Origin of the sequence: Mesobacillus sp. MER 48 (assembly GCF_023714225.1) — a bacterium.
Taxonomy (GTDB): Bacteria; Bacillota; Bacilli; order Bacillales; family Cytobacillaceae; genus Mesobacillus; species Mesobacillus oceanisediminis_A.
In genome coordinates this window covers 932803-955882 of record NZ_JAMAUR010000002.1, presented here as the reverse complement: position 1 = coordinate 955882, position 23080 = coordinate 932803, and the positions used below count along the sequence as shown (strand labels likewise).

The 23080-nt window shown below is 41.6% G+C and carries 24 protein-coding genes; 3 read left to right on the top strand and 21 right to left on the bottom strand.

What is annotated here, in order from left to right:
- Positions 1 to 41: 41 nt before the first annotated feature.
- From M3593_RS11060 to M3593_RS11035, 6 genes are all read right to left on the bottom strand, one after another.
- The gene (locus tag M3593_RS11060) at positions 42 to 482 is read right to left on the bottom strand and encodes a MarR family winged helix-turn-helix transcriptional regulator (RefSeq protein ID WP_144475641.1); all 441 of its coding nucleotides are present in this window, start codon (positions 480 to 482) and stop codon (positions 42 to 44) included.
- 21 nt (positions 483 to 503) lie between these two features.
- Positions 504 to 980: a glutathione peroxidase gene (locus M3593_RS11055; protein ID WP_251541402.1), complete on the bottom strand. Its 477-nt coding sequence runs from the start codon at positions 978 to 980 to the stop codon at positions 504 to 506.
- Positions 981 to 1203: 223 nt separating this feature from the next.
- Complete coding sequence (locus M3593_RS11050; protein WP_251541404.1) at positions 1204 to 1650, bottom strand: HIT family protein; 447 nt, start codon at positions 1648 to 1650, stop codon at positions 1204 to 1206.
- Positions 1651 to 2038: 388 nt separating this feature from the next.
- Complete coding sequence (locus M3593_RS11045; protein ID WP_251541405.1) at positions 2039 to 2503, bottom strand: hypothetical protein; 465 nt, start codon at positions 2501 to 2503, stop codon at positions 2039 to 2041.
- Positions 2500 to 2712: a helix-turn-helix transcriptional regulator gene (locus tag M3593_RS11040; RefSeq protein WP_251541407.1), complete on the bottom strand. Its 213-nt coding sequence runs from the start codon at positions 2710 to 2712 to the stop codon at positions 2500 to 2502. Before M3593_RS11040 ends, M3593_RS11045 begins: the two co-directional genes overlap by 4 nt.
- A 264-nt stretch (positions 2713 to 2976) precedes the next feature.
- Positions 2977 to 3510 carry a GNAT family N-acetyltransferase gene (locus M3593_RS11035; RefSeq protein WP_251541409.1) on the bottom strand — a complete coding sequence of 178 codons (534 nt, stop codon included), beginning with the start codon at positions 3508 to 3510 and terminating at the stop codon, positions 2977 to 2979.
- 110 nt (positions 3511 to 3620) lie between these two features.
- On the opposite strand from M3593_RS11035, the gene M3593_RS11030 reads away from it, so the two are divergent.
- Positions 3621 to 4139, top strand: a complete 519-nt coding sequence (locus M3593_RS11030; RefSeq protein WP_144475647.1) for an NUDIX domain-containing protein — start codon at positions 3621 to 3623, stop codon at positions 4137 to 4139.
- A gap of 208 nt (positions 4140 to 4347) precedes the next feature.
- Positions 4348 to 4920, top strand: coding sequence for an undecaprenyl phosphate transporter UptA (gene uptA, locus M3593_RS11025; RefSeq protein ID WP_251542291.1), 573 nt, complete (start codon positions 4348 to 4350; stop codon positions 4918 to 4920).
- Between the two features lie 262 nt (positions 4921 to 5182).
- On the opposite strand, the gene M3593_RS11020 is transcribed toward uptA, so the two are convergent.
- From M3593_RS11020 to M3593_RS10990, 7 genes are all read right to left on the bottom strand, one after another.
- On the bottom strand, positions 5183 to 6493 hold the full coding sequence (locus M3593_RS11020) for a helix-turn-helix domain-containing protein (protein ID WP_144475649.1): 1311 nt from the start codon (positions 6491 to 6493) through the stop codon (positions 5183 to 5185).
- A gap of 30 nt (positions 6494 to 6523) precedes the next feature.
- Positions 6524 to 7765 (bottom strand): M20 family metallo-hydrolase, encoded by a 1242-nt coding sequence (locus M3593_RS11015; protein ID WP_251541411.1) that lies wholly within the window; start codon positions 7763 to 7765, stop codon positions 6524 to 6526.
- 65 nt (positions 7766 to 7830) lie between these two features.
- Positions 7831 to 9105 carry a M20 family metallo-hydrolase gene (locus tag M3593_RS11010; RefSeq protein ID WP_251541414.1) on the bottom strand — a complete coding sequence of 425 codons (1275 nt, stop codon included), beginning with the start codon at positions 9103 to 9105 and terminating at the stop codon, positions 7831 to 7833.
- Between the two features lie 24 nt (positions 9106 to 9129).
- Entirely contained in the window at positions 9130 to 10650 is a 1521-nt protein-coding gene (locus M3593_RS11005; protein WP_144475652.1) for an AbgT family transporter, read from the bottom strand.
- A gap of 21 nt (positions 10651 to 10671) precedes the next feature.
- Positions 10672 to 12099 (bottom strand): M20 family metallopeptidase, encoded by a 1428-nt coding sequence (locus M3593_RS11000; RefSeq protein WP_144475653.1) that lies wholly within the window; start codon positions 12097 to 12099, stop codon positions 10672 to 10674.
- Positions 12100 to 12125: 26 nt separating this feature from the next.
- Positions 12126 to 13424, bottom strand: coding sequence for an amidohydrolase (locus M3593_RS10995; protein WP_251541416.1), 1299 nt, complete (start codon positions 13422 to 13424; stop codon positions 12126 to 12128).
- Between the two features lie 280 nt (positions 13425 to 13704).
- On the bottom strand, positions 13705 to 14559 hold the full coding sequence (locus M3593_RS10990; RefSeq protein WP_251541418.1) for a hypothetical protein: 855 nt from the start codon (positions 14557 to 14559) through the stop codon (positions 13705 to 13707).
- Positions 14560 to 15310: 751 nt separating this feature from the next.
- Between M3593_RS10990 and M3593_RS10985 the strand changes: the two genes are divergently transcribed.
- Positions 15311 to 16621, top strand: a complete 1311-nt coding sequence (locus M3593_RS10985) for an acetamidase/formamidase family protein (RefSeq protein ID WP_251541420.1) — start codon at positions 15311 to 15313, stop codon at positions 16619 to 16621.
- A 219-nt stretch (positions 16622 to 16840) separates the two neighbouring features.
- On the opposite strand, the gene M3593_RS10980 is transcribed toward M3593_RS10985, so the two are convergent.
- The 8 genes from M3593_RS10980 to M3593_RS10945 all read right to left on the bottom strand — a co-directional run bounded on the left by M3593_RS10980 (position 16841) and on the right by M3593_RS10945 (position 23079).
- Positions 16841 to 17836, bottom strand: coding sequence for a hypothetical protein (locus M3593_RS10980; RefSeq protein WP_251541421.1), 996 nt, complete (start codon positions 17834 to 17836; stop codon positions 16841 to 16843).
- Between the two features lie 318 nt (positions 17837 to 18154).
- Positions 18155 to 19051, bottom strand: a complete 897-nt coding sequence (locus tag M3593_RS10975; RefSeq protein ID WP_251541422.1) for an N-acyl homoserine lactonase family protein — start codon at positions 19049 to 19051, stop codon at positions 18155 to 18157.
- Between the two features lie 317 nt (positions 19052 to 19368).
- Positions 19369 to 19974 carry an FMN-binding negative transcriptional regulator gene (locus M3593_RS10970; RefSeq protein ID WP_251541424.1) on the bottom strand — a complete coding sequence of 202 codons (606 nt, stop codon included), beginning with the start codon at positions 19972 to 19974 and terminating at the stop codon, positions 19369 to 19371.
- A gap of 181 nt (positions 19975 to 20155) precedes the next feature.
- Positions 20156 to 20536 (bottom strand): VOC family protein, encoded by a 381-nt coding sequence (locus M3593_RS10965; protein ID WP_251541426.1) that lies wholly within the window; start codon positions 20534 to 20536, stop codon positions 20156 to 20158.
- Between the two features lie 108 nt (positions 20537 to 20644).
- The gene (locus tag M3593_RS10960; RefSeq protein ID WP_251541428.1) at positions 20645 to 21253 is read right to left on the bottom strand and encodes a histidine phosphatase family protein; all 609 of its coding nucleotides are present in this window, start codon (positions 21251 to 21253) and stop codon (positions 20645 to 20647) included.
- A gap of 3 nt (positions 21254 to 21256) precedes the next feature.
- Positions 21257 to 21976 (bottom strand): ATP-binding protein, encoded by a 720-nt coding sequence (locus M3593_RS10955; RefSeq protein ID WP_251541430.1) that lies wholly within the window; start codon positions 21974 to 21976, stop codon positions 21257 to 21259.
- 34 nt (positions 21977 to 22010) lie between these two features.
- Entirely contained in the window at positions 22011 to 22493 is a 483-nt protein-coding gene (locus M3593_RS10950; RefSeq protein ID WP_251541437.1) for an ECF transporter S component, read from the bottom strand.
- Entirely contained in the window at positions 22483 to 23079 is a 597-nt protein-coding gene (locus tag M3593_RS10945) for a cob(I)yrinic acid a,c-diamide adenosyltransferase (protein WP_251541449.1), read from the bottom strand. The genes M3593_RS10950 and M3593_RS10945 overlap by 11 nt, the downstream gene beginning before the upstream one ends.
- Position 23080: the final 1 nt, after the last annotated feature.

The window sequence follows — 23080 nt, the reverse complement described above, 5'->3', positions numbered from 1 at the left end:
GAACCATATATGAATAAAAGAGAATTTTAAATCTGATAATTTCATGACCGATTATATGCGCCCAATTTCCCCCGCAAAACGCCTAACATCTTCATTAACTGCTCATACTCTGCATACTCAATATTGCAAAGCTTCAACTCTGTGGCGATTTTTTGCACGATTTCTTCCTTTTGTTCTTTGGCTTTTGGGAGAAGACTTATGGAAACCTTCCTTTCATCCTCAGTCGAACGCTCTCTCTTCAGCCAGCCATTGGCTTCCATCCTTTTGATCATTGGAGTCAATGTGCCTGTGCCTAGGTTCAACTTTTCACCCAGTTCCTTAACAGTAACCCCATCCTTCTCCCAAAGGGATAATAAAACCAGATATTGAGGATAGGTGAGCCCGAAGGAATCCAGTGCTTTCGTGTAAAGCTTTGTAAACTGGCTCCCTGCATCATAGACAGCAAAACACAGCTGATTTTCTAATGTTAGTAAATCCTTCAATTGACTCACCCTTTATTATGATTAAAGTAATTCGGAAAGATCATGCTCGATTTTTTCAGGCTCAGTCGTTGGAGCATAACGTTTCACAACGTGTCCTTTACGGTCGACAAGGAATTTAGTGAAATTCCATTTTATATCCTTCGTCAGTACCCCGCCTTTTTGTTCTTTTAGATAAGCAAAAAGGGGATCCGTATTCGCACCATTCACATCGATTTTAGCAAACATAGGAAAAGTGACACCATAATTCAGTTGGCAAAACTGAGTCGTCTCGTCAATATTGTCATACTCCTGATTATTGAACTGTCCACAAGGAAAACCCAGAATTTCTAATCCTTTTTCCTGGTATTGGTCATAAAGTTCCTGAAGGCCTTTAAACTGAGGAGTCAAACCGCATTTACTTGCAGTATTGACAATGAGCATTGGCTTCCCTTCAAAATCTCTCAAGGATTGAGTATCTCCATTTGCCTTTTTAACAGTAAAATCATATACCGTTTCCATTAACCGTTCCTCCTCGTAAAAATTAAATCGTGTACGATTTAATCGTATCAAATTTATAACTGTATATCAAAAATTAGCTCATTAAAAAACACAGGATGATGATTCCTGCGCTTATTTGAAATATTATTGGTCACTCAGCATGTTCAAGACTTTACCTAGCTGAAAAGTGACCGATGAAATTTTCCAGGCTGCCTTCCCAAATAAAATCCGTTAATTTTTACTCCTAAGGATGATTCTCTATATACTTTTTAAGGCGGCTGCAAAGCGCAATAACTTCTTCATTGTTTCCCATCGGCGCCTCTTCCCAATCGTAAACAGCATTAGGTCCCCAAAATTCCTTAGGTGTATTCGGATATCGAGCAACCAGGTGCATATGAAGGTGCGGAACTGAATCCCCCGCCACAAAAGAATAAATGTGTTCTGCACCCTCACTTTCCATGAGTGCTTTGCTTACTTTAGTCATTATCATCCCAAACACTTTTGCTTCCTCCATATTCATCTCTCCAAGCGTAGGAACATGCCTTTTCAAGTCAATCATAATATGACCCAAATAGTTCGGATCCCCATTACGATCGATATGACCAACATACACAAAATCATCCTCATAAATTGCTATTCCCGAAGTTTGTATATTGCCGCTGTGTTTATTGCAGATAAAACAACCATCCAAAGAAATCACCCCGATTTTTTGATATTTCTAAAAGTATAATATAAACATAGTAGGAATGGTATTATTTTCTAGAAAAATACAATCGTAGCTTTGGAGAGATTTAGATTCGAAATTAACACTGGGTATACCTGGTTCGTAATAAACAAGTGCGAGATTCCCTCAAAATAGGCTGAAAATATGTATTAATCTGCTACAATAAAATAATTGCCCATTTTTGCGTAAATTAAGGATTCGATGACCAGTATTTAATCATTTATAGATTTTCATTTGTGAAAACCAGCAGTTTATTCGCTAAATGATGATAATCTACATCCATAACATGAAAAAGCAAACGAAATCCCTTTAGATCACGTTTGCTTTATGGGAAAATCCTTTTCCAACACACAATTCAATAATGCTTTCTCCACGAAAGAAAATAAGCAATCGATTGGACAAATGGAAACAGCATGACGATAATGATTGGATAATACGGAACGGTTTCAGAAATAAACGGATAAAACAGCATGAGAGCTGTCAGAACAGGAAAGGCATACCACATCATGACATAGGAAGCTCTGCAGGCTTTCGCCGTGATTTCCTGTTCTCGCTCATCAGATTCCTCAAACTCAGGCGGCAGAAAAAATGCCTTGGCAAAGGATTTATTCTTCTTTTTGCTTTTCCTAAACAAGATGGCTGAAAGGATCCCGCCGAATACCAGGGCTGCAAAAACAGGAGTTGCATTGATAGTCACAGTCCATGGCGGTTCAGGATTTTTTATCACTTCCGCAAAATCCATCTGTGCATAATAAAGAGCGATCATACCCCAACCAAACAAAACGAAGATCCCGATTGACATTAAAAATTTTTGATTCATCGTACTTCTTCCCCCTCCATAAAAAAGATCTCTTCAATTGGCAGCTTGAACGTGCGTGCAATCTTCATGGCCAGCAATAAGGACGGTATATAGCTTCCCTTTTCAAGTGCAACAATCGTCTGCCTTGTCACGTCAACCGCTTCGGCCAGATCATTTTGCGTATAATGATGTTTTGCTCTTAATTCTTTGACACGATTTGCTAACCCCATCGGCACCACCCCTCCCTACAAAGCTTGATGCAAACTTGACTTTACATTTTGTAAAGCCAACTATACATTATGGGTAAAAAAAATTAACCCTTTCTTTCCTTTATTATCCTTATTGTATAGTCTATTTTACATTTTGTAAAGTAAACTTTACTTCTTTTCATCCATCTATTCCTCTTCCAATAGAACCTACTAGATGGGCAGATGGCAATAAAGGAAATTAAAAACGCCCGGGAATATATCCAGGCGTTTGTGTTTGCTATTGAGTTAGATTTCACTTTTCAAAAGGCTATAAATGATCAAGTCTTCATAATGATCATGAAGATATTGCCCGGCCCTCTTGATTCCTTCCATTTTAAAACCCAATCTCTCAGGAACTCTCTGGCTTTTGATGTTATTTGCAGCACATTGAATTTCAATTCTATTCACAGAATACCTGTCGAATAATTCACGAATTAACCTCTCTAAACTGGTTGTAATGACCCCTTTTCCTTCACAGTCCTTTGAAAGAAAATAACCAATACTCGCGGTTCGATTTCCCCAATCAAATTGAACGCCAATCATTCCAACTAGTCGGGCATCATACCTGATTGCCACATCAAACCCTTGATTATTCGCCAGATTCTCGAGAAAATACTTAATTACCGGAACCATATCCTCTGCCGATTTTCTCTTATCGACCCATAATAACCATTCTCTTAAATGCTCCCTATTGTCATCAATCAGCTGAAAAATTTCCTCTGCTAGATGCTGCTGCAATAACTCAAGACTTATAGATTCGTTTACTTGAAAGCTGAACATACCCATCCCCCTGTCCAACAAAAAATGGATGATTCTGGTTATAAATATGATAATCTATTAATGGAAATATTTCACTAATAACTAATCAATTATCCGAAAAGGTGAAAAAGATGAATTTCAATCTAGAACTGGACGAACAAAATTTAAAAAGCTTTTTGAAAACCATCGATCGTGTCGCCATAAGAGCCATCATTATGAAAAATAATCGTATTCTACTAGTTGAGTCCAACTGGGGAGATTATAAGTTTCCTGGAGGCGGCCTAGAGGAAAATGAAACCCATGAAGATTGTCTAAAACGAGAAGTGAGAGAAGAAACCGGTTATGTAAATAGCCTAGTTAAAGACAAGGTTGGGATTGTCATAGAGCGAAAAATGGATGAGTATGAAGATCACACATTATTTCAAATGACTTCACATTATTATCTATGCGAATTGGCAACAGACGAAAAGGTAACCCAGCAACTAGATGATTATGAAGCCAAAATGGATTTTACAGCAAAATGGGTAACCCTGGAGGAAGCTATAATCCAAAATGAATCCCTAATTAATAATCTCGAGAAAAATAGCTGGTTGAAACGGGAGACATTTGTTTTAAAACACATAAAAGAAATGCATGCTTTTAGACTTTAAAATTCATTGTGATAGCTCGTTATCAGTCAAAACTCTAAATATAACTAGCAATTCTCGCTGCTCTATTTATCCTATCAAAGCGGACGAAAGAATCAGTGTCCTATAAATCAGCATTAAATAATCTTATTTACATCATTTTCATAAAACTACTATAATTAAAAAGTCGGTTATATAGTTAGGAGTGGAGTTTTTCGTGCAAGATTTTATTATGAATGTTTTAGACTGGTTATCAGGGCTGGGTTATCTCGGAATAGCTATCGGCTTGATGCTTGAAGTAATTCCGAGCGAAATCGTCCTTGGGTATGGCGGATATATGATTTCAGAAGGGACAATCGGATTTGCAGGCGCTGTCATTGCGGGTACCATCGGAGGAACAATTGCACAGCTGTTTCTGTATTGGCTTGGCTTCTATGGCGGCAGGCCGGTATTGGAGAAGTACGGTAAATATCTTCTGATTAATAAACACCATATTGACGTATCTGAACAATGGTTTAAAAAATACGGGCCAGGTGTTATTTTTTCCGCAAGATTCATCCCTGTTGTCAGACATGCCATCTCCATTCCAGCCGGAATTGCGAGAATGTCTTTCGTAAAATTCACGCTTTATACTGTGGCTGCAGTCATTCCATGGACAATGTTCTTTCTGTATTTAGGAATGGTCCTTGGCGAAAACTGGGCCGGAATTAAGGATGCAGCAAAACCTTATATCATTCCAGTCGCCATCATTGCATTAATAGCTGGAATCATCTATTTCCTTTTGAAGAAAAAAAACAAGCGTTAAGATCTATAAGAGGCTGTCAAAAATGATTATTTTGACAGCCTTTCGCTATTTGCTTTACGGTTCAATTTCGAATCTTGCCAGACCATTTTTTGCTTTTATCCCTCACATGCAATTTACAGCCAATGAATTAAATACAACCTCTTTCATTTAAGTTTCTAAAATAGCTACACTAAAAACAGTTCAGCAAAAAAAAACTGCAGATAAGTTTGTCTGCAGTCTGAATATCAACAAGTAATTAATTTTTACCTTCAGGCCATTTTAGTTAAAACAACAATTCATAAACCTTCCTTGGCCTGCCTCTTTGTCCTGGCTGTTCTTCACCCGTGACTTTTGCAAGACCAAGGCGCTCAAGTTCGACCATGATTCTTCTAGAATTGCGTTCGGTCCTTTTCAGCCATCTAGAAACTTCCTGTGCTGTCACGATATTTTTTTTGTAATGTCTTGATAGATACTCGATTTTGCTTACGATCCCGGGGCTGATTTTGGCTTCTTTAAAGCGCTCTTCCCATTCTTCACCCCATTTACGTTGCTGGTAGGTTATGTTCAGTTCTCCCGTTTCTGACTGGTGCTCATTAATCTGTTTCTTTTCATCGACACTGACAACAGATGGGGTCTGTTTTTCCCTTGCATAATGTAATGCAAGCCGGACATTTTGTTCCGCGTCATAAGCGGTCAAACCGTAGCCTATTCCAATTCTGAGCTTTAGCTTGCTGTGAACTTTTGCTTCTTCTATCAGGGAATACATAGAGGATTCCTGGAATTGCATGTCCATCTCGCCCCTGGTCGTATAGATAAAGAACAAACCGTCACCGATTTGTACGAAGGAGCCTTGTAGTTTTTCGGCATGGTCCAGCATGACCTGCTTGATTTCAAGTTCACGGCGCTTCATTTCATAAGAAAAATACTGCTGATCCAGCGAACTTGCTGAATGGATCACCTCAAGCCCGATGATAGCGATCTGCGACTGTTTATACCAGTTGGATTGTCCTCTTTCCTTCAGGTTTTGCAGCACCAGTTTGATAGCGACTGGAGAAGGAATGACTCTGTAACAAGGAATCCCAATTTCCTTTAGGCGGTCATGAACTTCCTGTACACAGGTAAAAGCCACCTCAATTTTACCTTCATCATACAGTTTTTTATGGAATGAGATAATTTCCTCGGCTGGTTTATATTCGTTATAGGAAAAAGAATGGATATTGATCTCTCCCAAATAATAGGTACTGGTCAATGTGTCCAATTCTGATTGTTTGATGGTATCAAGGCTGGCATTCTGAATGGCCCCTTCCTTCAAAAGAGCTCCAAGGAGGGTCCCTAGCAAACTTGAACCATATAATGGGGGAAAATAAGAAGTATCTTCCCTGATCAATCCTTTAGAACGTGCATAATAGTATGGAGCCTGGCCAGAGAAAAACCAAAAATCCACTTCATCTTGATAGTCACGGATGATATTTTCCGTCTCCTTTGTTTCTTTATATATATAAGGAACCATTTCAAGATCGTTATGTTCCCGACCTAAAGCAAGGATGTGGCCAACAGAGTCTCCTGGTCCAACTATCCCGACACGGATTTTCATCTTTTACACCTACTTCTTTCGCTTCAGCTATTAACCTGCTTCATTTTTTACATATTGTGTGAGAATGTCTGTACCTATTTGTAAATCTTCAAGTGAGGCAAATTCATCAGGGTGGTGACTTAAACCGTTTCTACACTTGATAAAAATCAAGCCTGATGGCCATTGAGCGGCCATGTTCATCACATCATGGCCAGCGCCGCTTTCGAGAACCATGGCTTTATAGCCTAGAGATTCCCCCGAAGCCTGCAGTTTACTTCTCACTTTTCCATCTAACTGAACAGATGAATTATTTACCAGAGTGGTCATTTCCATTTTAACACCAAATGACTTTTCAAGCTGTATACATTTATCGCAAATTAGATCTTTCATCTTCTCCTTTAATTGATCATCCACACTGCGTATATCCACACCAAGTTCAATGATTCCCGGAATGACATTCATGGCATTAGGTTTCAATACAATTGTGCTGGCCGTAGCAACAATTGGCACTTCACTCGCATCCGAGAGGGACTCAGCTGTTTCAGAAATTAAACTGATCAAAGGTGCAGCAGCAACAAGGGCATCCTTTCTTTTCCCCATTGGCGTCGTTCCCGTATGCCCCATTTGCCCTGTAATCGTTACTTTTAAGCGGATTGGGCAAGCAATCGCGGTAACAACACCAAATTCTGCACCATTGTCCTCAATCCTGGTACCCTGTTCAATATGCAGCTCAATAAAACTTTTCAGCTCGGACTCAGTCCGATGTGCCTGGTCTATTTTCTCCCAATTAAGTCCCATACTTTCAACCGCCTGGAGGATAGTGGTGCCATGCTCGTCTTTCATGCCTTCAAGTTCTTTCTTATTCAATAACCCGCTCATCGCTTTACTGCCAATTGTTGAAACGCCGAATCGCGATGATTCCTCGGACGCAAAGCAAATTACTTCAATAGGGAAAGCAGGCTGGAAACCTTCTTCTTTTAATTTCTTAATCGCAGCAAGGCCGCATAGGACACCTGCCACACCATCATATCCGCCTCCGCCTTTTACCGTATCCAAATGGGAACCGATAGCAACTGCAGGTAAAGATTCAGCCTCGTCTATTTTCCACCTGGCAATGGCATTCCCCGCCTCATCCCTATGTACGTACAAGCCTAGAGTTTCAGCTAGTGAAACAAAAACATCAATCGCTTTCCACTCTTCATCCGTATAGCCTAGACGACAAAAACCCTCCGGACGCTCCATTGTTTCTGTTGAATTTAACTCGCACAGATGCTGCTCAAGCCAATCCTTCATTGCCATTCCTCCCTTCAAATGGTTAGATTGAAAATGAGGCAGATGTCTCTGCCTCACTCCAATACTTAATTTAGTTTCTTGATTGATTCAAATAGTACATGAACAGCGGACATTAAAGTCTTTTCATTAATATCAAACTTCTCATTATGATGGCCGGCCGCAAGCTCTGTTCCGAAAACACAGTAAGTTGCCTGCCCGCCGTTTTTCTGTACCCTTTCGATAAAGAAGGTGGCATCTTCAGAACCTGCAGGTGAGTTATCCTCTAACACACTTTCCAGAATATATGGCGATTCTTCGGCACAAGCGTGCAGCACACTCGCAAGTTCTCTCGACCCCTCCGCACTGATTGCTTCTCCAACCGTCTGAATTTCATATTCTACACCATACATTTGCGCGGACCCTGCAATTACGGCTTCGGCCTGAGATTTGACAAACTCATTGATCGCGGTGTTTTCCCCGCGGGTTTCTACTTTTAAAAAGGCCCGGTCAGCGATGATGTTTCTGCCAGAACCTGCATGAAGTTCACCGACATTGATTCTTGTCGCACCTTCCGAATGACGAGGAATGGCATAAATATTCAGTGCAGCAGACGCAGCTGCCAGTAGAGCGTTTTTCCCCTGTTCAGGATTTCCGCCTGCATGTGAGGCTACGCCTTTAAAAGTGATGTCAAGCTTCGAAGTAGCCAGGAATCCATTTTTTGAAGCCACAAAATGGCCATCTGGAACACCAGTACCTACATGGGAGGCGATAAAATAATCGACATCATCGACTACATTCGCTTCGACCATCGAGCGGGCCCCTCGGGTTCCCTCCTCAGCTGGCTGGAAAATCAATCTGATTTTCCCTTTGAGACTGTCCTTATTCTCAGCTATCAAGGTTGCCAGTCCCAATCCAATCGTTGTATGAGCGTCATGGCCGCAAGCATGCATCTTATACGGAAGAGTAGACCGGAACCCCTCAATTTCTGGGAAGTGGCTGTCCTCCTGCGATTCGTTTATGTCCAAAGCGTCCATATCAATCCGGAAAGCAATGGTTGGACCTTCCTTTTTTGTATCCCATGTGGCGACAATCCCTGTATAGCCCTCAGAAAAAGGCTCGATATACTCTTTATTCGCACCATTTTCGAGTGCCCATTGTAAATGAGCCTCTGTTTCCTCTTTACTCGGTTTTCCCATGCAATGGTCTGGTGACATGACTTCTTTTCCCACTCGAAGGTCAAAACCAAGATTGTCGAGAATGGAAGCAACAATGGAAGCTGTACGAATTTCCAAAAATCCAGTTTCAGGATAGCGATGGAAATCCCGGCGCCATTCTATTAATTTTTCTTCTAGATTGTTCATTGTATCTTTCACATCCTATTTTCATTAAAGAAATGGTGTAATACCAGGGCCAAACGGTAGTTCAAAGAAGAAGAAGATTAAAATCATGATGATCCATGTCAATAAGAACATCACCGAATATGGAAGCATCAAGGCAATGAACGTTCCAATACCGGCCTTTTTATCATACTTCTGCATGAATGACAGCACGATGACCATATATGGCATTAATGGCGTCACGATGTTTGTTGATGAATCCGCAATACGGTAGGCTACCTGTGTAAATGCTGGATGGTATCCAAGCTGCATGAACATCGGTACGAATACGGGAGCTTCGAGAGCCCATTTTGCAGAACCTGAAGTAATCAGGAAGTTCAATGCCGCGGTAAAGAATATATAGCCTATGATCAATCCTATTCCAGTAAACTCGATATCTTTCAGGAATTCCGCTCCGTTGACCGCAACCCATGTAGCAATATTGGACCAGCTAAAATAGGCGATAAACTGTGAAATTGCGAATATTAGGACAATATAGGACGAAAGATCCCTCATCGCTTCAGCCATAAAGCTGGCAACATCTTTACTGCTCTTAATATTACCAACAGTTATTCCATAGACAGTACCGATAATGATAAAGAAGAACAGAATAATCGGGATGATGCCATCCAGGAATGGTGAAGGAACCAGGCCGCCGTCCTCATTAGTCAATGGACTGTTCGGCAACAGGATCGCACCTAGAATAACCGCAATATATAGCCCGCCAGCAATAGCGGCATTACGTAAAGCTTTACCTGCTTTAGGAGGATCTTCTGTAAGTGCTTCCTCTACCGCATCCCCTGTATACTTACCAAGGCGCGGTTCAATGAATTTAGTTGTGATAAGCCCGCCAACGATTGTAAGGACAAAAACGGATACAATATTGAAATACCAGTTGTCAACTGGTGTTACGACAATATTCTCATCAATAATCTGTGCAGCTTCAGTGGTTATACCCGCTAGCAGTGCGTCCGTTCCTGCAATCAATAGGTTCGCTGTAAAACCAGCACCCGCTGAAGCGTATCCTGCCGCCAAACCGGCAATTGGATTCCGGCCAACTTTGTAGAAAACCATTGCAGCCAGAGGGGGAATCAAAACCATCGCAGCATCGGAAGCGATATTTCCCATAATGCCTACAAAAACAACCGTGTACGTGATCAGTGCGGGAGGTGCTTTCAGGATGGTTCTCTTGATCGCATAATCAAGCATACCGACCTTTTCCGCAAGGCCAATACCAAGCATCATTGATAAAACCAATCCAAGAGGCGCAAAACCAGTGAAATTATCCAGCATAGATGTCAAAATATACTTTAGGCCTTCACCAGAAGCAAGGTTTTTTACTGGAAGTTCTTCTCCTGTCCCCGGATGGGTGACAGATGCACCAAAGGCACTGAAAATAGCTGAAGCAATGATGACCAGCACTGCAAGGATTGCAAACAAAATAAATGGGTCTGGAAGCTTGTTCCCTACTCTTTCAATTCCATTCAGAAATCGCTGGGCTAAGCTTGCTTTCTTCTTCTCTGTAACCATATTTTCGCCTCGCTTTTTAATTTATTTTAATGTTGATGGCTTAACGTCTTTTGGTATTGGACATGTGTAAGGGTTGGCTTGGAGGAACTCCTCGAATTCCTGTTTAACAGTCTTCAATTTCGCATCATCCTCAAACAATTGAACCGCTGTCAATGCCATTGACTCTGCTGCCCGAAGCATTCCTTTATGGGCAAAACTGCTTATGCCCTGTGTCGTCATTTGCCAGGTGTGCAGCGGAGTACCCAGTGCTGAAGTCGCGGCAGTCAGCTGTGCGGTCGGAACAACCCAGCTTACATCTGATACATCCGTGGAGCCGGCAAGAACTTCATTAGATGCTTCATAAGGCGAGATGCTGTCCGAGAGATACTTCCCCTCGAATTCAGTTCCATTCCCCACATATCCAAACCCTTTTAAAAGATCCAAATAACTCTCTTTTTCCCCGTCTGACAGTGTGGACCAAAGTTCTTTAGCAAAAGCATTTTCTTCCTCGGTCGGCTCTTCAGTTCCAGCTTCCACAAGATTTTCATGGAGAAGCTTTTCAAGACTTCTGTTTGGTATATAGTTCGAACAAGCCTTGTCAAATTCGATGGAAAGCTCTGTTTCTGTCATCAATGCTGCACCTTCTGCAATCTTGCAGACACGTTTGTAGATGCCATCTACCTGCTGCACTTCAGGAGCTCGAATCAGATACAGCACTTCCGCATCTGCCTGTACGACATTTGGCGAAATGCCACCAGTGTTTGTCACGGCATAATGGATTCTTGCTTCAGGCACGATGTGTTCTCTTAAATAATTGACCCCTACATTCATCAGTTCTACTGCATCCAGCGCGCTTCTGCCCAAATGCGGTGAGTTTGCAGCATGGGAGGAGACTCCTTTAAACCTGAAATACACCTGATAGTTTGCCAGACTGGAAAGACTCATGATGGCGTTTGCTGGAGAAGGATGCCAGGATAACGCAGCATCTACTCCGTCAAACACGCCTTCCCTAACCATGAACGTCTTTCCAGAACCGCCTTCTTCCCCCGGACACCCGAAAAATTTCACGGTACCTGAAAGGCTATGATCTTCCAGATATTTTTTGGCTGCGCTTGCAGCGGCAAAAGCACCAGTTCCGAGCAGGTTATGGCCACAGCCATGACCGACGTTTACTTCTGTTGGCTCATAGACTGTTTTGTCTGGCTTCTGCCCCAACCCGGAAAGTGCATCAAACTCACCAAGGAACCCTATGACCGGGTAACCGCTTCCAATAGTTGCAACGAATGCAGTTTCTATACCTCCTGCATTCCTTTCCACAGAGAAACCGGCTTTTTCACACTCAGATGCTAAATACTCCGCTGACTCGTATTCTTCGAATCTAGTTTCAGGATGATCATAAATGTACTTGCTAATTCTCTCAAAAGTCTCTTTGTTTTCGGCGAGATACGTTTTCACATTGTTGTTTTTCATGTCTCCTCCTTGAATAAAACTATTAATCAATTAAATCTAGAACCGCCATTAATGATAGAGATGAATGTATCCACCGCAACCAACAGAACCTCTTCTTGAAAATCAAACTCAGGATGATGGTGCGGATGGTCAAGCTTGGTCCCGAATAGCATATAAGTCGCCTGCCCGCCGTGCTGTTGAACCCGATTCATCATCAAGCTGACATCTTCAGATCCTGAAACAGTCACGGATGGCAATACTTCTTTTACATACTCGCTTTCGGCACACCATGCAGTAATTTTCGGAATCAGCTCCTCATTGCAGACAACCACTTCGGTCAAGCCAACCGGTTCAATCGTGCAGATTACGTCGTGCATATCGGCTGCAGCCTGGAGAATTCTCGTTGCTTTATCAGCCATGTATTCGGCAATCTCAACTGTTTCTCCACGAACTTCGATTTCCATGTAACTATCTTCCGGAATGATATTTCGGCCGCTTCCAGCAACTAATCTTCCAACGTTCACCCGTGTCACACCATCGTGGTGACGGGGGATTGCATATAAATTATTGGCCGCTGTCGTTGCTGCCAGCAACGCATTTTTGCCAAGTTCCGGATTCATCCCCGCGTGGGAAGCAACACCTTTAAAATAGGCATTGTATTTCGTTGAAGCCAGGAAACCTGGTGTCGTAGCGGCAATCGTTCCTATCGGAAGAGTTTGAATGCCGATGTGCCCGGAATAGAAATAGTCAACATCATCAAGCCAGCCTTTAGCCACCATCGCCCGCGCCCCGCGTCCGCCTTCTTCAGCTGGCTGAAACAGCAGGGTGAAACTACCCTTCAGTTGATCATTATGAGCTGCAATATATTGAGCGACACCAAGACCAATCGTTGTGTGTCCGTCATGTCCGCAAGCATGCATGACATTCTGTTCCTTGGATACAAATTGGTGTTTTGCCGGAAAATGGTCCGAATCTAATGATTCATTAATCGGCAAAGCATCAATATCAAAGCGGAAGCCAACATGGTCTCCTTCTTTTCCTGTATCCCAGGTTGCCACCAGACCAGTATTTCCGCTGCGCATTCTATCCAGCCAAGACTCCTCTACTCCCCAGTTAAGAGCCTTCAACTCATGGGCCAACAAATCACTCTCCGGTGGAATCCCCATACGAGATTCCTCATCAAGCGCTTCCTTTCCAACAAACAGCTTAAAACCTAGGGCTTCAAGCTCCTTCCCGATCCTGTACGTCGTGATGTACTCCATAAATCCCAATTCTGGTAAGGCATGTAAGGAACGTCGCCATTCAATTAATCCTGGAGTTAAATCTTTTACGAAACTACTTGTCATAGATGTCTCTCCTCTCTGTAAAAAATTTATGTATGAGCAGGTAATTATAGACTACAAACGGAAAGTTGCCGTATATAAAAATGTTATTACGGAAAATTTCCGTTTAGTATCCTTAAATGCTATTATACATGAATATTTAGAAAATTCAATTTAACGGAATGAAGATTAATGGGGAAATTTGCGTAATTTCCTTTTTGTTACAGTCTTTTTGTCTTCCCTGAAAATAAAAAAGCACAGCATAAACCGTGCTTTCCATCCTTTATTTATTGACTTACATTTTTCAAAAACGACTATTTTCCGGTTGGAAAAATAAATGGGACTCCTGTAAATAATCAGGAATATCCGTTTCTTGAATACTAGCAATTGCCCCAAAAGTGACTCCTTGAGTTAAAAGGAAATTGACCATTTCCCACCCCACGTAATATGCTTCTCTCTCGTGATTCGTGGTGCCATTCCCAAACGTAAACCTTGTCACGGCTTCTGAGGAGGATTCTTCTAAATATGGATAGATCCCCTTTATGATTTCTCCTCTGTTTTCCTTACAAGATTGAAGCCAACCTTTTTTATGCTCAATATAAAGCTCATCTGGATGTCCTGGTATTAAAAATTGGCTTACACGAGTTGCTAATCCCTCTTGTAAAATAGTGGAGGCAATTGTTCTTTCCCAATCAGCAGTCAGGTTGGCAGTATAATTATGTACGACATGTGTGAGTTCATGTACGAGAGTAATAGCTGACTCTCCTAGTTCAATTGGAAGACATAGAGCCAGTCGTCCATCGTCAAAAGGGGCAACAAAAGGATTATTTTCGAACCCTCCAACAAAATAAACTAAGACAAAATCAATTGGCTGATCATAGCTTAGTAAATTTTTAACTTTTGTTAGGTATTCCCGAACTCTTTCCTCATTTGGTTTCCAATTTTCAATAAACGATAAATGCTCTTCATACCTAGCCCAAGCTTTGTCCAGCAAATTTCTAGCCATCCTTCTTCCTTCCACTCCAGGAGGGACCGCTGCAAAATTATAGTACTCCTCCCAAAGTGCCCATCTTTCCTTACTATCAATTTCAAGTTTATTTGCCTTATGATAAAAAGCTAAAAACTTAGGCACTAAATTCAGTATTTCGATTTTATCCAATTTGTCTCCCCCTTAACAGTCTAATTATTAAAATGCTTCTTAACGTAACTCCTAAAATCAATAAACAAATAAGCGAACCCAACAAAAATGAATAGACCAGCAATCCAATTACCTTGATCAGGTGGATAATATCCTTCAAAACGATTAAGTAAGTGGAACAAAAAGCCGAACGATAAATATATTGCGCCAGTTAATTGCCGCATTTAAAACGACTCCTTTAGAGATCAAATTTGATATTTAGATTTTACTAGATTAAAAATGGAAATAATAGGTTTTTAAAACAATTAATTATACGAGTAAAAATATACGCCCTAACTTAATTCATTTCCTTCGCCTCCCTCTTCAAATACAACTATAATTAAATTAGTACTCACAGGTGAAAAGCTGTCTGAACTTGAGGCAACTTCGGACTGCTTTTGTGCTTAGCATCGTATAGCTGTTTGAACTGGAGGCAACTTCAGACTACTTTTTTGCTCACGCGTGAAAAGCTGTCCGAACTACGAGCAACTTCGGACTACTTTTGTGCTTAAGCTTGTAAAGCTTTCCGAACTAGAAGCAACTTCGGACAAGTTTTGTACTTAAGCGTGAAAAGCTGTCCGAACTTGAGGCAACTTCGGACTACTTTTGTGCTTAAGCGTGAAAAGCTGTCCGAACTAGAGCCAGCTTCGGACTACTTTTGTGCTTAAGCGTGAAAAGCTGTCCGAACTAGAGACAACTTTTATAACGAAAAAATTTGAAAGGGTGATTTACAGTGAGAGAAGCGCAGCAAACAGTGTATGTAAACGAGTTTACCAATGGAATCCTGGACCCTGAACAGGAAATGCTTGGCCCTGTTAAAAATGGCGGACATATCATTGCCAACACGACGCCGGGGTGCTGGGGACCGATGATTACACCTTGCATCCGTGGAGGACATGAAGTAACAAAACCGGTTTTTGTGGAAGGTGCTGAAGTTGGTGATGCGATTGCTATCCGCATAAAGTCCATTCAGGTCACATCCATGGGAACTTCATCTGGAAACGATGCCCCTGTTGAAGGCAGGTTTGTTGGCGATCCATTTGTCGCGGTGAAATGTCCAGGCTGCGGACAGCTTTACCCGGATACCAAGGTTGTAGGCACTGGCCCTGAGTCTGTTCGCTGCAGCAACTGCGATACAGATGTAACCCCTTTTGTTTTTACAAATGGCTATACAATCGCGTTCGACTCCAATAGACAGGTGGGTGTCACTTTAAATAAAAAAGCCGCAGAAGAAGCCGCAAAACAAGGGCGAGCATTTATGAACACTCCGGAAAATTCAGTACAAAATCCAATCGTCGCATTTGCCCCACATGATTTGGTCGGAACGGTCGCAAGGCTTCGTCCTTTCCTTGGCCAGCTCGGCACAACACCTGGCAGAGCCTTGCCTGATTCACATAATGCGGGTGACTTTGGCCAATTCCTTGTGGATGCTCCTCACGAATACGGGATCACCAGGGAACAGCTTGCAGACCGAACTGATGGCCACATGGACATTAACCGAGTCCGTGAAGGCGCCATTCTGATTTGCCCTGTAAAAGTAGACGGCGGCGGAGTGTATATCGGGGACATGCATGCGATGCAGGGAGACGGTGAAATTGCAGGCCATACAACAGATGTATCAGGTATTGTCACCCTTCAAACCATCGTCATAAAAGGATTGACCATCGACGGTCCAATCCTGCTGCCTGTTGGTGATGACCTCCCTTACCTGGCAAAACCAATCACGAAAAAAGAAAAAGCAACCGCACAGAAATTAGCCGGACAATGGGGTGTCCGCAAGCTGGAGGAATCCCTGCCAATCTCCTTCATCGGCACCGGGGCCAACTTGAACGAAGCAACCGATAACGGCTTGCAGCGTGCAGCTGAGGCATTCGGAATCACAGTTCCAGAAGTCATGAACAGAGCAACCATTACTGGCTCGATCGAAATCGGCCGCCATCCAGGAGTTGTTACGGTGACTTTCCTTGCCCCAACTAGTTACATTGATCAATTGGGATTGACTCATTTGGTAAAAGACCACTATAGTGACCTATTGGAAAAATAGTTTTTTATTCAAACATCTTTCAAAGAATAAATACTCAAAGAGAAGATCACTTTAATGTCTTCTCTTTGTTTTTCCAAGTCAGACTGTTTGAGAATGATGAAGGTAAAAGTTTAATGTCAGGAGTTAAAATACTGCCCCTGACTAGATAAGCTTTTTTTTTAAAGAAAACACTTCGTTGGTAACCTGCCAGTCTGTATCTTTGAAATCACCCCTGCCCTTTTATTGTGGTGGAACAGGTGCGGTTCCCTTGCGCACACAAACCTTCACGATATCTTTCTCCTTAAATGACCAGGCAACTTCTAAGTCATTTTCAGGGTCTCTGGGATCCTGAACCGTCCCAATATTATCTGTGCGTGCAAATACATTGCAAAGGATGGCAGCTCCTGAAATGTAAAAGGTATCGCCAGCATTTGCATCTTCACGGTTAATCATGCATTGGAATGGGACCTCATCCTGAACCTGATAGCCTGTGAAGATTCCATCCCTTCCTGTTTCCGGGTTGAATAATATCGTATCATAGGTAATTGTTTTACGAAGGACTCCGCAAATCATGACCTCCTCTGGACAAACAGCTTCAACTGCTGCTTCAATCACATTTGTATAGGTAACAGGGTTGAATTCATCACCAATTAAAGCAGGCGGAACAAGCTGAGTCTTATGTTCAATCATTTGTTTGCAGCATGTCTGCGGATTGGCAACAGGACAAACGATCCTGCACACCTGAAAATTATCTATTCCTGTTTGATTAGAGCCGCCGATAATTCTAAGTCTGGCGATAGCATTCGCACCTACATCCACCGTGACTAAATCCCATACATCATATACTGGCTCCCTGAAATTTGCCGGTTTTATTAATCTTGCAATCAGCTTGCCAGCGGTATCAAAAGCCTCTATTGTTACCTGCACTGAAGACGAATAATAAAAACTGATTGAAGACACTTCAGGACTAAAGGTCATATCCCGCTCATTGCCTTCGAGCCAATAAATCACAGTACGGGGAGATGGCCAGTTCGCAACATTGCCACCAGTGATTGTCCGCCAATTATTAAACGTAACGGTGGAAACACAAAGATCCAGAGGTGGGACGAGGGTAAAGGTTGGAGGGCCTTCAAACGTAGTCATTCCGCAATTGTCCTCACAGATAATTTCAAAATCACTATCTTGCGCAGGAGCTACCTTACTTGGAGGTTTTTCGTTACAAATAAAATGAGCCATACACTAACCTCCCTTCAAAATTACATTTTATTAATCGTAATATTTTATTCATAACAAATTTTAAAGGTATGGACTTCACGGAAAAATTTACACTGCGGCATACATAGCTATTGTCCTCAAGGACCTTCTTCAAAAAACACATTGTGCTTTCTAAATGCTAATTACAAAAAGATCATTAGTTAATGACCCCTTTGGAGCTCGTTTCTCTCAAACTTAAAAATGATTAGAATTAAGAAAAAACAAAAATATTAGCTGAATAGAAAGCAGCCATATAAAAAAATGCCGAATACAATTGTATCCGGCAATCTTGTATTCCTTTTACTTAACAACCGTAACAATGCGGTTCTTGCCTACTTGCTCTGTTGGATATTTGTCAAAAACAGCCATGTCATGTCCGGGGATGATAAAGTCTACATTTCCTCCGACCAATTTATTTACTTTTTGAATGGACATGAGCTGTTCAACATTATCAAGTCCAAGTCCCAAAGGTTTATAGTCGATAACATTTTCGTATGTGTACGCGACGTCCTGGGTAAGCGCATATGTTCCATTCCTTGTCTCGACCGTAACGGCTTGTGTGCCGAATGTGTGTCCTTTGGCATTATGGGCCTTAACTCCTTCTGCTACTTCAAAATTGTCTTCTTCGATCAGCGTCAGCCTTTTTTCAGCAGCCACTTCCAACAGATCATTTATATGGTCAAGATCGGTTGCCTGCCAAACCCATTCACGCACCTTTTCAGGCAGTGACAGTGAAGAAACCCAGCCGTCAAGCTCCTCTTTTTGGACATAAAACTGGGCTTTTGGAAATTGATCAATATTCCCGGCATGGTCAAAGTGTAGATGGCTTAAAATGACGATATCTATGTCATTGGGAGTTAAGTTCACTTTTTTCAAAACCTGGGCTGGAGCTTCGATATTGGTCCCACCAAATAATTTTGACCAATCCTTTTGGGGTTTAGCAGCATCATTTCGGTACCCGATGTCATAAAGAATATTGTGTTCCTTATTCTGAATCAAAATATAAAAGAATGGCAAATACGTGGTTCCTTGATTATGAGCACCATACACCACTCCGGATTTCGGATAGTCCTGGATACCACCATACTCCAGAAGCTTTACAGTATAGTCGCTTTTTTTAGCAGCATAAGCGCTCCCTGCTAGAAGAAAGGAAAGAATCAAAGTCAGAATAAAAATCACCTTTTTCATGCTATTCATTCCCCTCCTTTTAATTAGATTTAAATATATGTATTCATTTCATAGAGGACAATTTTTATGTTATTGTTCGCCTTATTGGACGTTTTAAGGTGTTTATCAACAAATTAATTCCATTCTTATGGTGTCCCGAAATGGTTCGCACCATTAACAGCGATTTTTCAAGTGATATCGACCTTTTGCATTTTTGAACAACTCTTAAGGGTATAGTTACTTATTATTTGTTTTTACACAAACTGTTAAAGACCTTTATGGAAAAATAATAAAAAACAGACAGGATGAGTTCCTGGCTGTTTCAGTTCATTGATAGATAAGTATCCTCACAAGTACTTCTTCATAAGTGAAGCTACTTCTAAATCATTTTGATTCGAAGATTTATCTAAATTCTCAATAATCAACCCTTGCCTTTCCGCTGGATGGTTTTGACTCAGTTTTGCCTTTGCCTCTATTTTTATAATGTTTATCTTAAACGCAACAATACCTTTACTCATACCTTCAATATATTTGGAGTCTACATTTTTCAAATTGTAAGGACTATCTGGCTTTTCATATTTATTGACCATCTCATCCAAACAATCATAAATTACTTTTTCATCTTCAATTATTTCTACATTTCCGTATATATGGATGGATACATAATTCCAGGTTGGTACGGCATCCTTTATTTCATACCAGGAAGGTGAAATATAACAATGAGGACCCTGGAAAACCACGAGAACAGATTGATTCTCTATATCCTTCCATTGACCATTTGGCCGAGCAAAATGTCCATATAACGCATTTTCATCTTTTTTTAGGATCAATGGCAGATGTGTAGCATAATGTTCTCCCAGATGAGTTGAGTATAATGTTGCAAAACTATACTTCTCAATGAACTCATAAATCTTGACTTCATCCTCAATCTTAAAATGTTTGGGTATGTACATCACATATTCCCCCCTTTATTTGTTTTGATTTTCCCTCAGCCTATGATTAGTTATAGTGCGGACCAGCACACATATGCTCGATCTGATAACCTTACTTTATTGAAAATTAAATTAGGAAAAAGAAAAAAGCTACCTTGATTAGGCAGCTCTATCAGTAGCGCTCAACTCATTGATTAGAAAATTACCTTTTTTCCATTACTGCAAAATAATTCTCTTCATAATCTGCAAAGTTAAAAACTCTGCCAGATGGCATAGCTACAATTTCTCCGACTGTAATTTTTTTATCCATTAAGTCACTGTGTAATTGCTCGAGATTCTCTGTGAAAAACATTAAAGAAGGGGTACCGAGATTTAAACCAGGAGACATCTTAGAAACGAAATCCTTATTGTGCAGAATTAGGCTTGTTTCTGCACCTTTAGTAGGGGCTATTTCAATCCATCTAAATCCCTGATTATTGTTCTCTTCAGCTACAACAGAAAAACCTAATATTTCTGTCCAGAATTTTACTGCCTCATCCTGGTTATTGACATACAACATTATTTGACCAACTTTGCTTATCATATTTCCCATCCCTTCCTTATTTGAATTTAATCTATTTAATTAATATTCTTTGTTGGAACAAAAAATCCTGCTAACCTTTCCCATTGGTGGGCATCTTTTATTCCCTCATCAGGAACCATGAGAAACACAGGCTTCAAGCAGAAGTTCTTTTCTTCCAGCATCCAGGGTTAAAATCGTTAAGCTGGTTCCATGAATGAATGGCGGGTCCCATAACCGTTTTAACGAAGAATTACGGCATAGCAAGTATAGAGTTTTAATTACTACGCCATGTGTAACAATCAGGACATTGCCATTCGTCACTGTCTTTTCCAGATCATCTAAAAAACCCGCTAGCCTTTGCTGGACCTGAAAAAATGTCTCCCCTCCAACACTAGTATAGCTATCAGGCTCGTTCCAGTAAGAATGGAATTCATCGGGATACATCGTTTCGATTTCTTCCTCTGTTTTTCCCTGCCACTCCCCTAAATCGATTTCCATTAACCTTTCGTCGGTTACCAAGGGAATTCCCCTTTCTCCTCTTACCAGCCTGGCTGTTTCCAATGTTCTTCCGCTTGGAGACGAAATAATCTGGTTGAACTCTGTATCCTGAAGCCTGGCTCCCAGTAAGCGGGCATCTCCTTTTCCTTTTTCAGTAAGTGAAGAGTCGAGACGGCCCTGGCTTCTTTTTTCTTTATTCCAATCTGTTTCTCCATGTCTGATCACATATAAATTAAGCATTTTTCACCCCGAATAGATTAATTCATGATAATAGCGGCCGGAAATCGATTTCAATTCATCTAGTTTTTCTGTCGGACAAACTGCAACAAAGCAGGTAGATGGACCGGATGATTTCGTTAGTTGGATTGTTGAATCCACATTTTGTTCAGTGAATGGCGTACCGTCAAACAGAGCATTCAGCTCATGAAGGATTCCCCTCGAACCGACTGGAATCGTTACCACGTCTTCGATGGCGCAAACCTCCATAAAAACCGACAATGGCACAACCTGTTCTTCCATTTCCAAAAGCTCTTGCCCGACCAGCGGGGAGCCAATGACAGCTATGCTTGTTCCTGAATGGTATTTCAGCTTATCACTATGTACGTTTGCCCTTCTTTTTCCCAGTACAGTTAGGCCAACTGCCGATTGGTTCATCACAAAATTGGTTTCCGTGCTCCCAGTGATTTGGATGTCTAGCTTTCCAAGCTCACTTATTCCTTGTTCAATACCTTCTGAAAGTTCATGCCAGGCTTTATCACCACAGAAGTTCTGGATAACGACCGAAAAAGGTTTTCCAGCTGCACTTATGCACTCCATGACAGCCACCCTGAATGAATAGTAAGCAACCATTTTATATGGTACCTGCACCGCATCATCGTTCTTGATTCCAATACTGCCGCTGTTATCACTGGCTATCACCAGATTTTCCTCTTCTGATAAAGGAATGATTAAAATATCTCTCACTAGCTTTGTCCTCCCTGTACCGTTTTAAGTTGGTTTACGCCTGTGCAAGGCTGCGACCAAACACTCTGGCAATTCTCGGCAAAACGATAAAAGCAAGGATTGTGTTTAAAATGGAACCAAAAAACAGCGATGGAACGATTGCCAGGTAAAAAGACTTTCCCATTAGCAGAATAAACGGCAGCGGTGCGGCGAAGCTGTTGCCCAGAATAAATAGTACGCCTGCTGACCATTGTTTCCCGTTTCTTTTTAACATGCCGAAAAAATAAACCAGCAGGGCCATTTCACATGCAATAAGGAAATGAAATGGACCCAGCGGCATTCCAGAAGCCAGTGCAGAAAGCAAATGGCCAATACCGCCGACTGCTGCTCCTGCAATTCCTCCCAGAACTCCAGCAGCCACAAGGGCAGGCAAGGTATCTAAAGCGACACTCCCTATCACTGCGGGAATCTTGATGAAAGCTCCAACTGCTGAAAGAGCGATGAACATGGCTAACCAGGATCGTTCCCTATTTTTCACCCTGCTTTTCCTCCCTGCGCTTTCCTTCCCTGAACACTTTCGCACTTCTTACATATTCGACATCCTGGAGATTGAGCCTGAAATTAATCACCCTGGCGAGAGCGAAGAAATAATCGGACAATCGATTCAAGAATTGTAAAGCTGTATCTGAAACGTCCGGGTCAGCTTTCAACAATGAAACAACTAATCTTTCAGCCCTTCTTGTGACGGTACGGGCAAGGTGGACCGAAGCTGCAGCAGGAGCTCCTCCAGGCAATATGAATCTCTCAAGCACTGGAGCTTCCAAAATCAGCTCATCTATTTTCTTTTCCAGGTATTCTATTGATTCCTTTGTCAACTTGAGCTCACGGCTTTTTGTTATATTTGCCAGATCCCCGCCGCAATCGAATAACTCATGCTGGATCTTTTCAAGGTCTTCAAGCACATCAGCAAAAATCTCAGGATTCAGCTGGGTAATAGCCTGGCCAACAAAACAGTTTACTTCATCGACTGTTCCGTATGCCTCTACACGAATATCATCTTTTTCAACCCTGCCTCCGATAATGCTTGTTTTTCCTTTATCGCCTGTTCTCGTATATAGTCTCATA

Bases quoted from the DNA above. Each gene is read 5' to 3' on its own strand.
- M3593_RS11055 (WP_251541402.1), bottom strand. From the start codon at position 980: ATGGAAACGGTATATGATTTTACTGTTAAAAAGGCAAATGGAGATACT.
- M3593_RS11045 (WP_251541405.1), bottom strand. From the start codon at position 2,503: ATGAATCAAAAATTTTTAATGTCAATCGGGATCTTCGTTTTGTTTGGT.
- M3593_RS11040 (WP_251541407.1), bottom strand. From the start codon at position 2,712: ATGGGGTTAGCAAATCGTGTCAAAGAATTAAGAGCAAAACATCATTAT.
- M3593_RS11035 (WP_251541409.1), bottom strand. From the start codon at position 3,510: ATGTTCAGCTTTCAAGTAAACGAATCTATAAGTCTTGAGTTATTGCAG.
- M3593_RS11030 (WP_144475647.1), top strand. From the start codon at position 3,621: ATGAATTTCAATCTAGAACTGGACGAACAAAATTTAAAAAGCTTTTTG.
- uptA (WP_251542291.1), top strand. From the start codon at position 4,348: ATGAATGTTTTAGACTGGTTATCAGGGCTGGGTTATCTCGGAATAGCT.
- M3593_RS11020 (WP_144475649.1), bottom strand. From the start codon at position 6,493: ATGAAAATCCGTGTCGGGATAGTTGGACCAGGAGACTCTGTTGGCCAC.
- M3593_RS11015 (WP_251541411.1), bottom strand. From the start codon at position 7,765: ATGAAGGATTGGCTTGAGCAGCATCTGTGCGAGTTAAATTCAACAGAA.
- M3593_RS11010 (WP_251541414.1), bottom strand. From the start codon at position 9,105: ATGAACAATCTAGAAGAAAAATTAATAGAATGGCGCCGGGATTTCCAT.
- M3593_RS11005 (WP_144475652.1), bottom strand. From the start codon at position 10,650: ATGGTTACAGAGAAGAAGAAAGCAAGCTTAGCCCAGCGATTTCTGAAT.
- M3593_RS11000 (WP_144475653.1), bottom strand. From the start codon at position 12,099: ATGAAAAACAACAATGTGAAAACGTATCTCGCCGAAAACAAAGAGACT.
- M3593_RS10995 (WP_251541416.1), bottom strand. From the start codon at position 13,424: ATGACAAGTAGTTTCGTAAAAGATTTAACTCCAGGATTAATTGAATGG.
- M3593_RS10980 (WP_251541421.1), bottom strand. From the start codon at position 17,836: ATGGCTCATTTTATTTGTAACGAAAAACCTCCAAGTAAGGTAGCTCCT.
- M3593_RS10975 (WP_251541422.1), bottom strand. From the start codon at position 19,051: ATGAATAGCATGAAAAAGGTGATTTTTATTCTGACTTTGATTCTTTCC.
- M3593_RS10970 (WP_251541424.1), bottom strand. From the start codon at position 19,974: ATGTACATACCCAAACATTTTAAGATTGAGGATGAAGTCAAGATTTAT.
- M3593_RS10965 (WP_251541426.1), bottom strand. From the start codon at position 20,536: ATGATAAGCAAAGTTGGTCAAATAATGTTGTATGTCAATAACCAGGAT.
- M3593_RS10960 (WP_251541428.1), bottom strand. From the start codon at position 21,253: ATGCTTAATTTATATGTGATCAGACATGGAGAAACAGATTGGAATAAA.
- M3593_RS10945 (WP_251541449.1), bottom strand. From the start codon at position 23,079: ATGAGACTATATACGAGAACAGGCGATAAAGGAAAAACAAGCATTATC.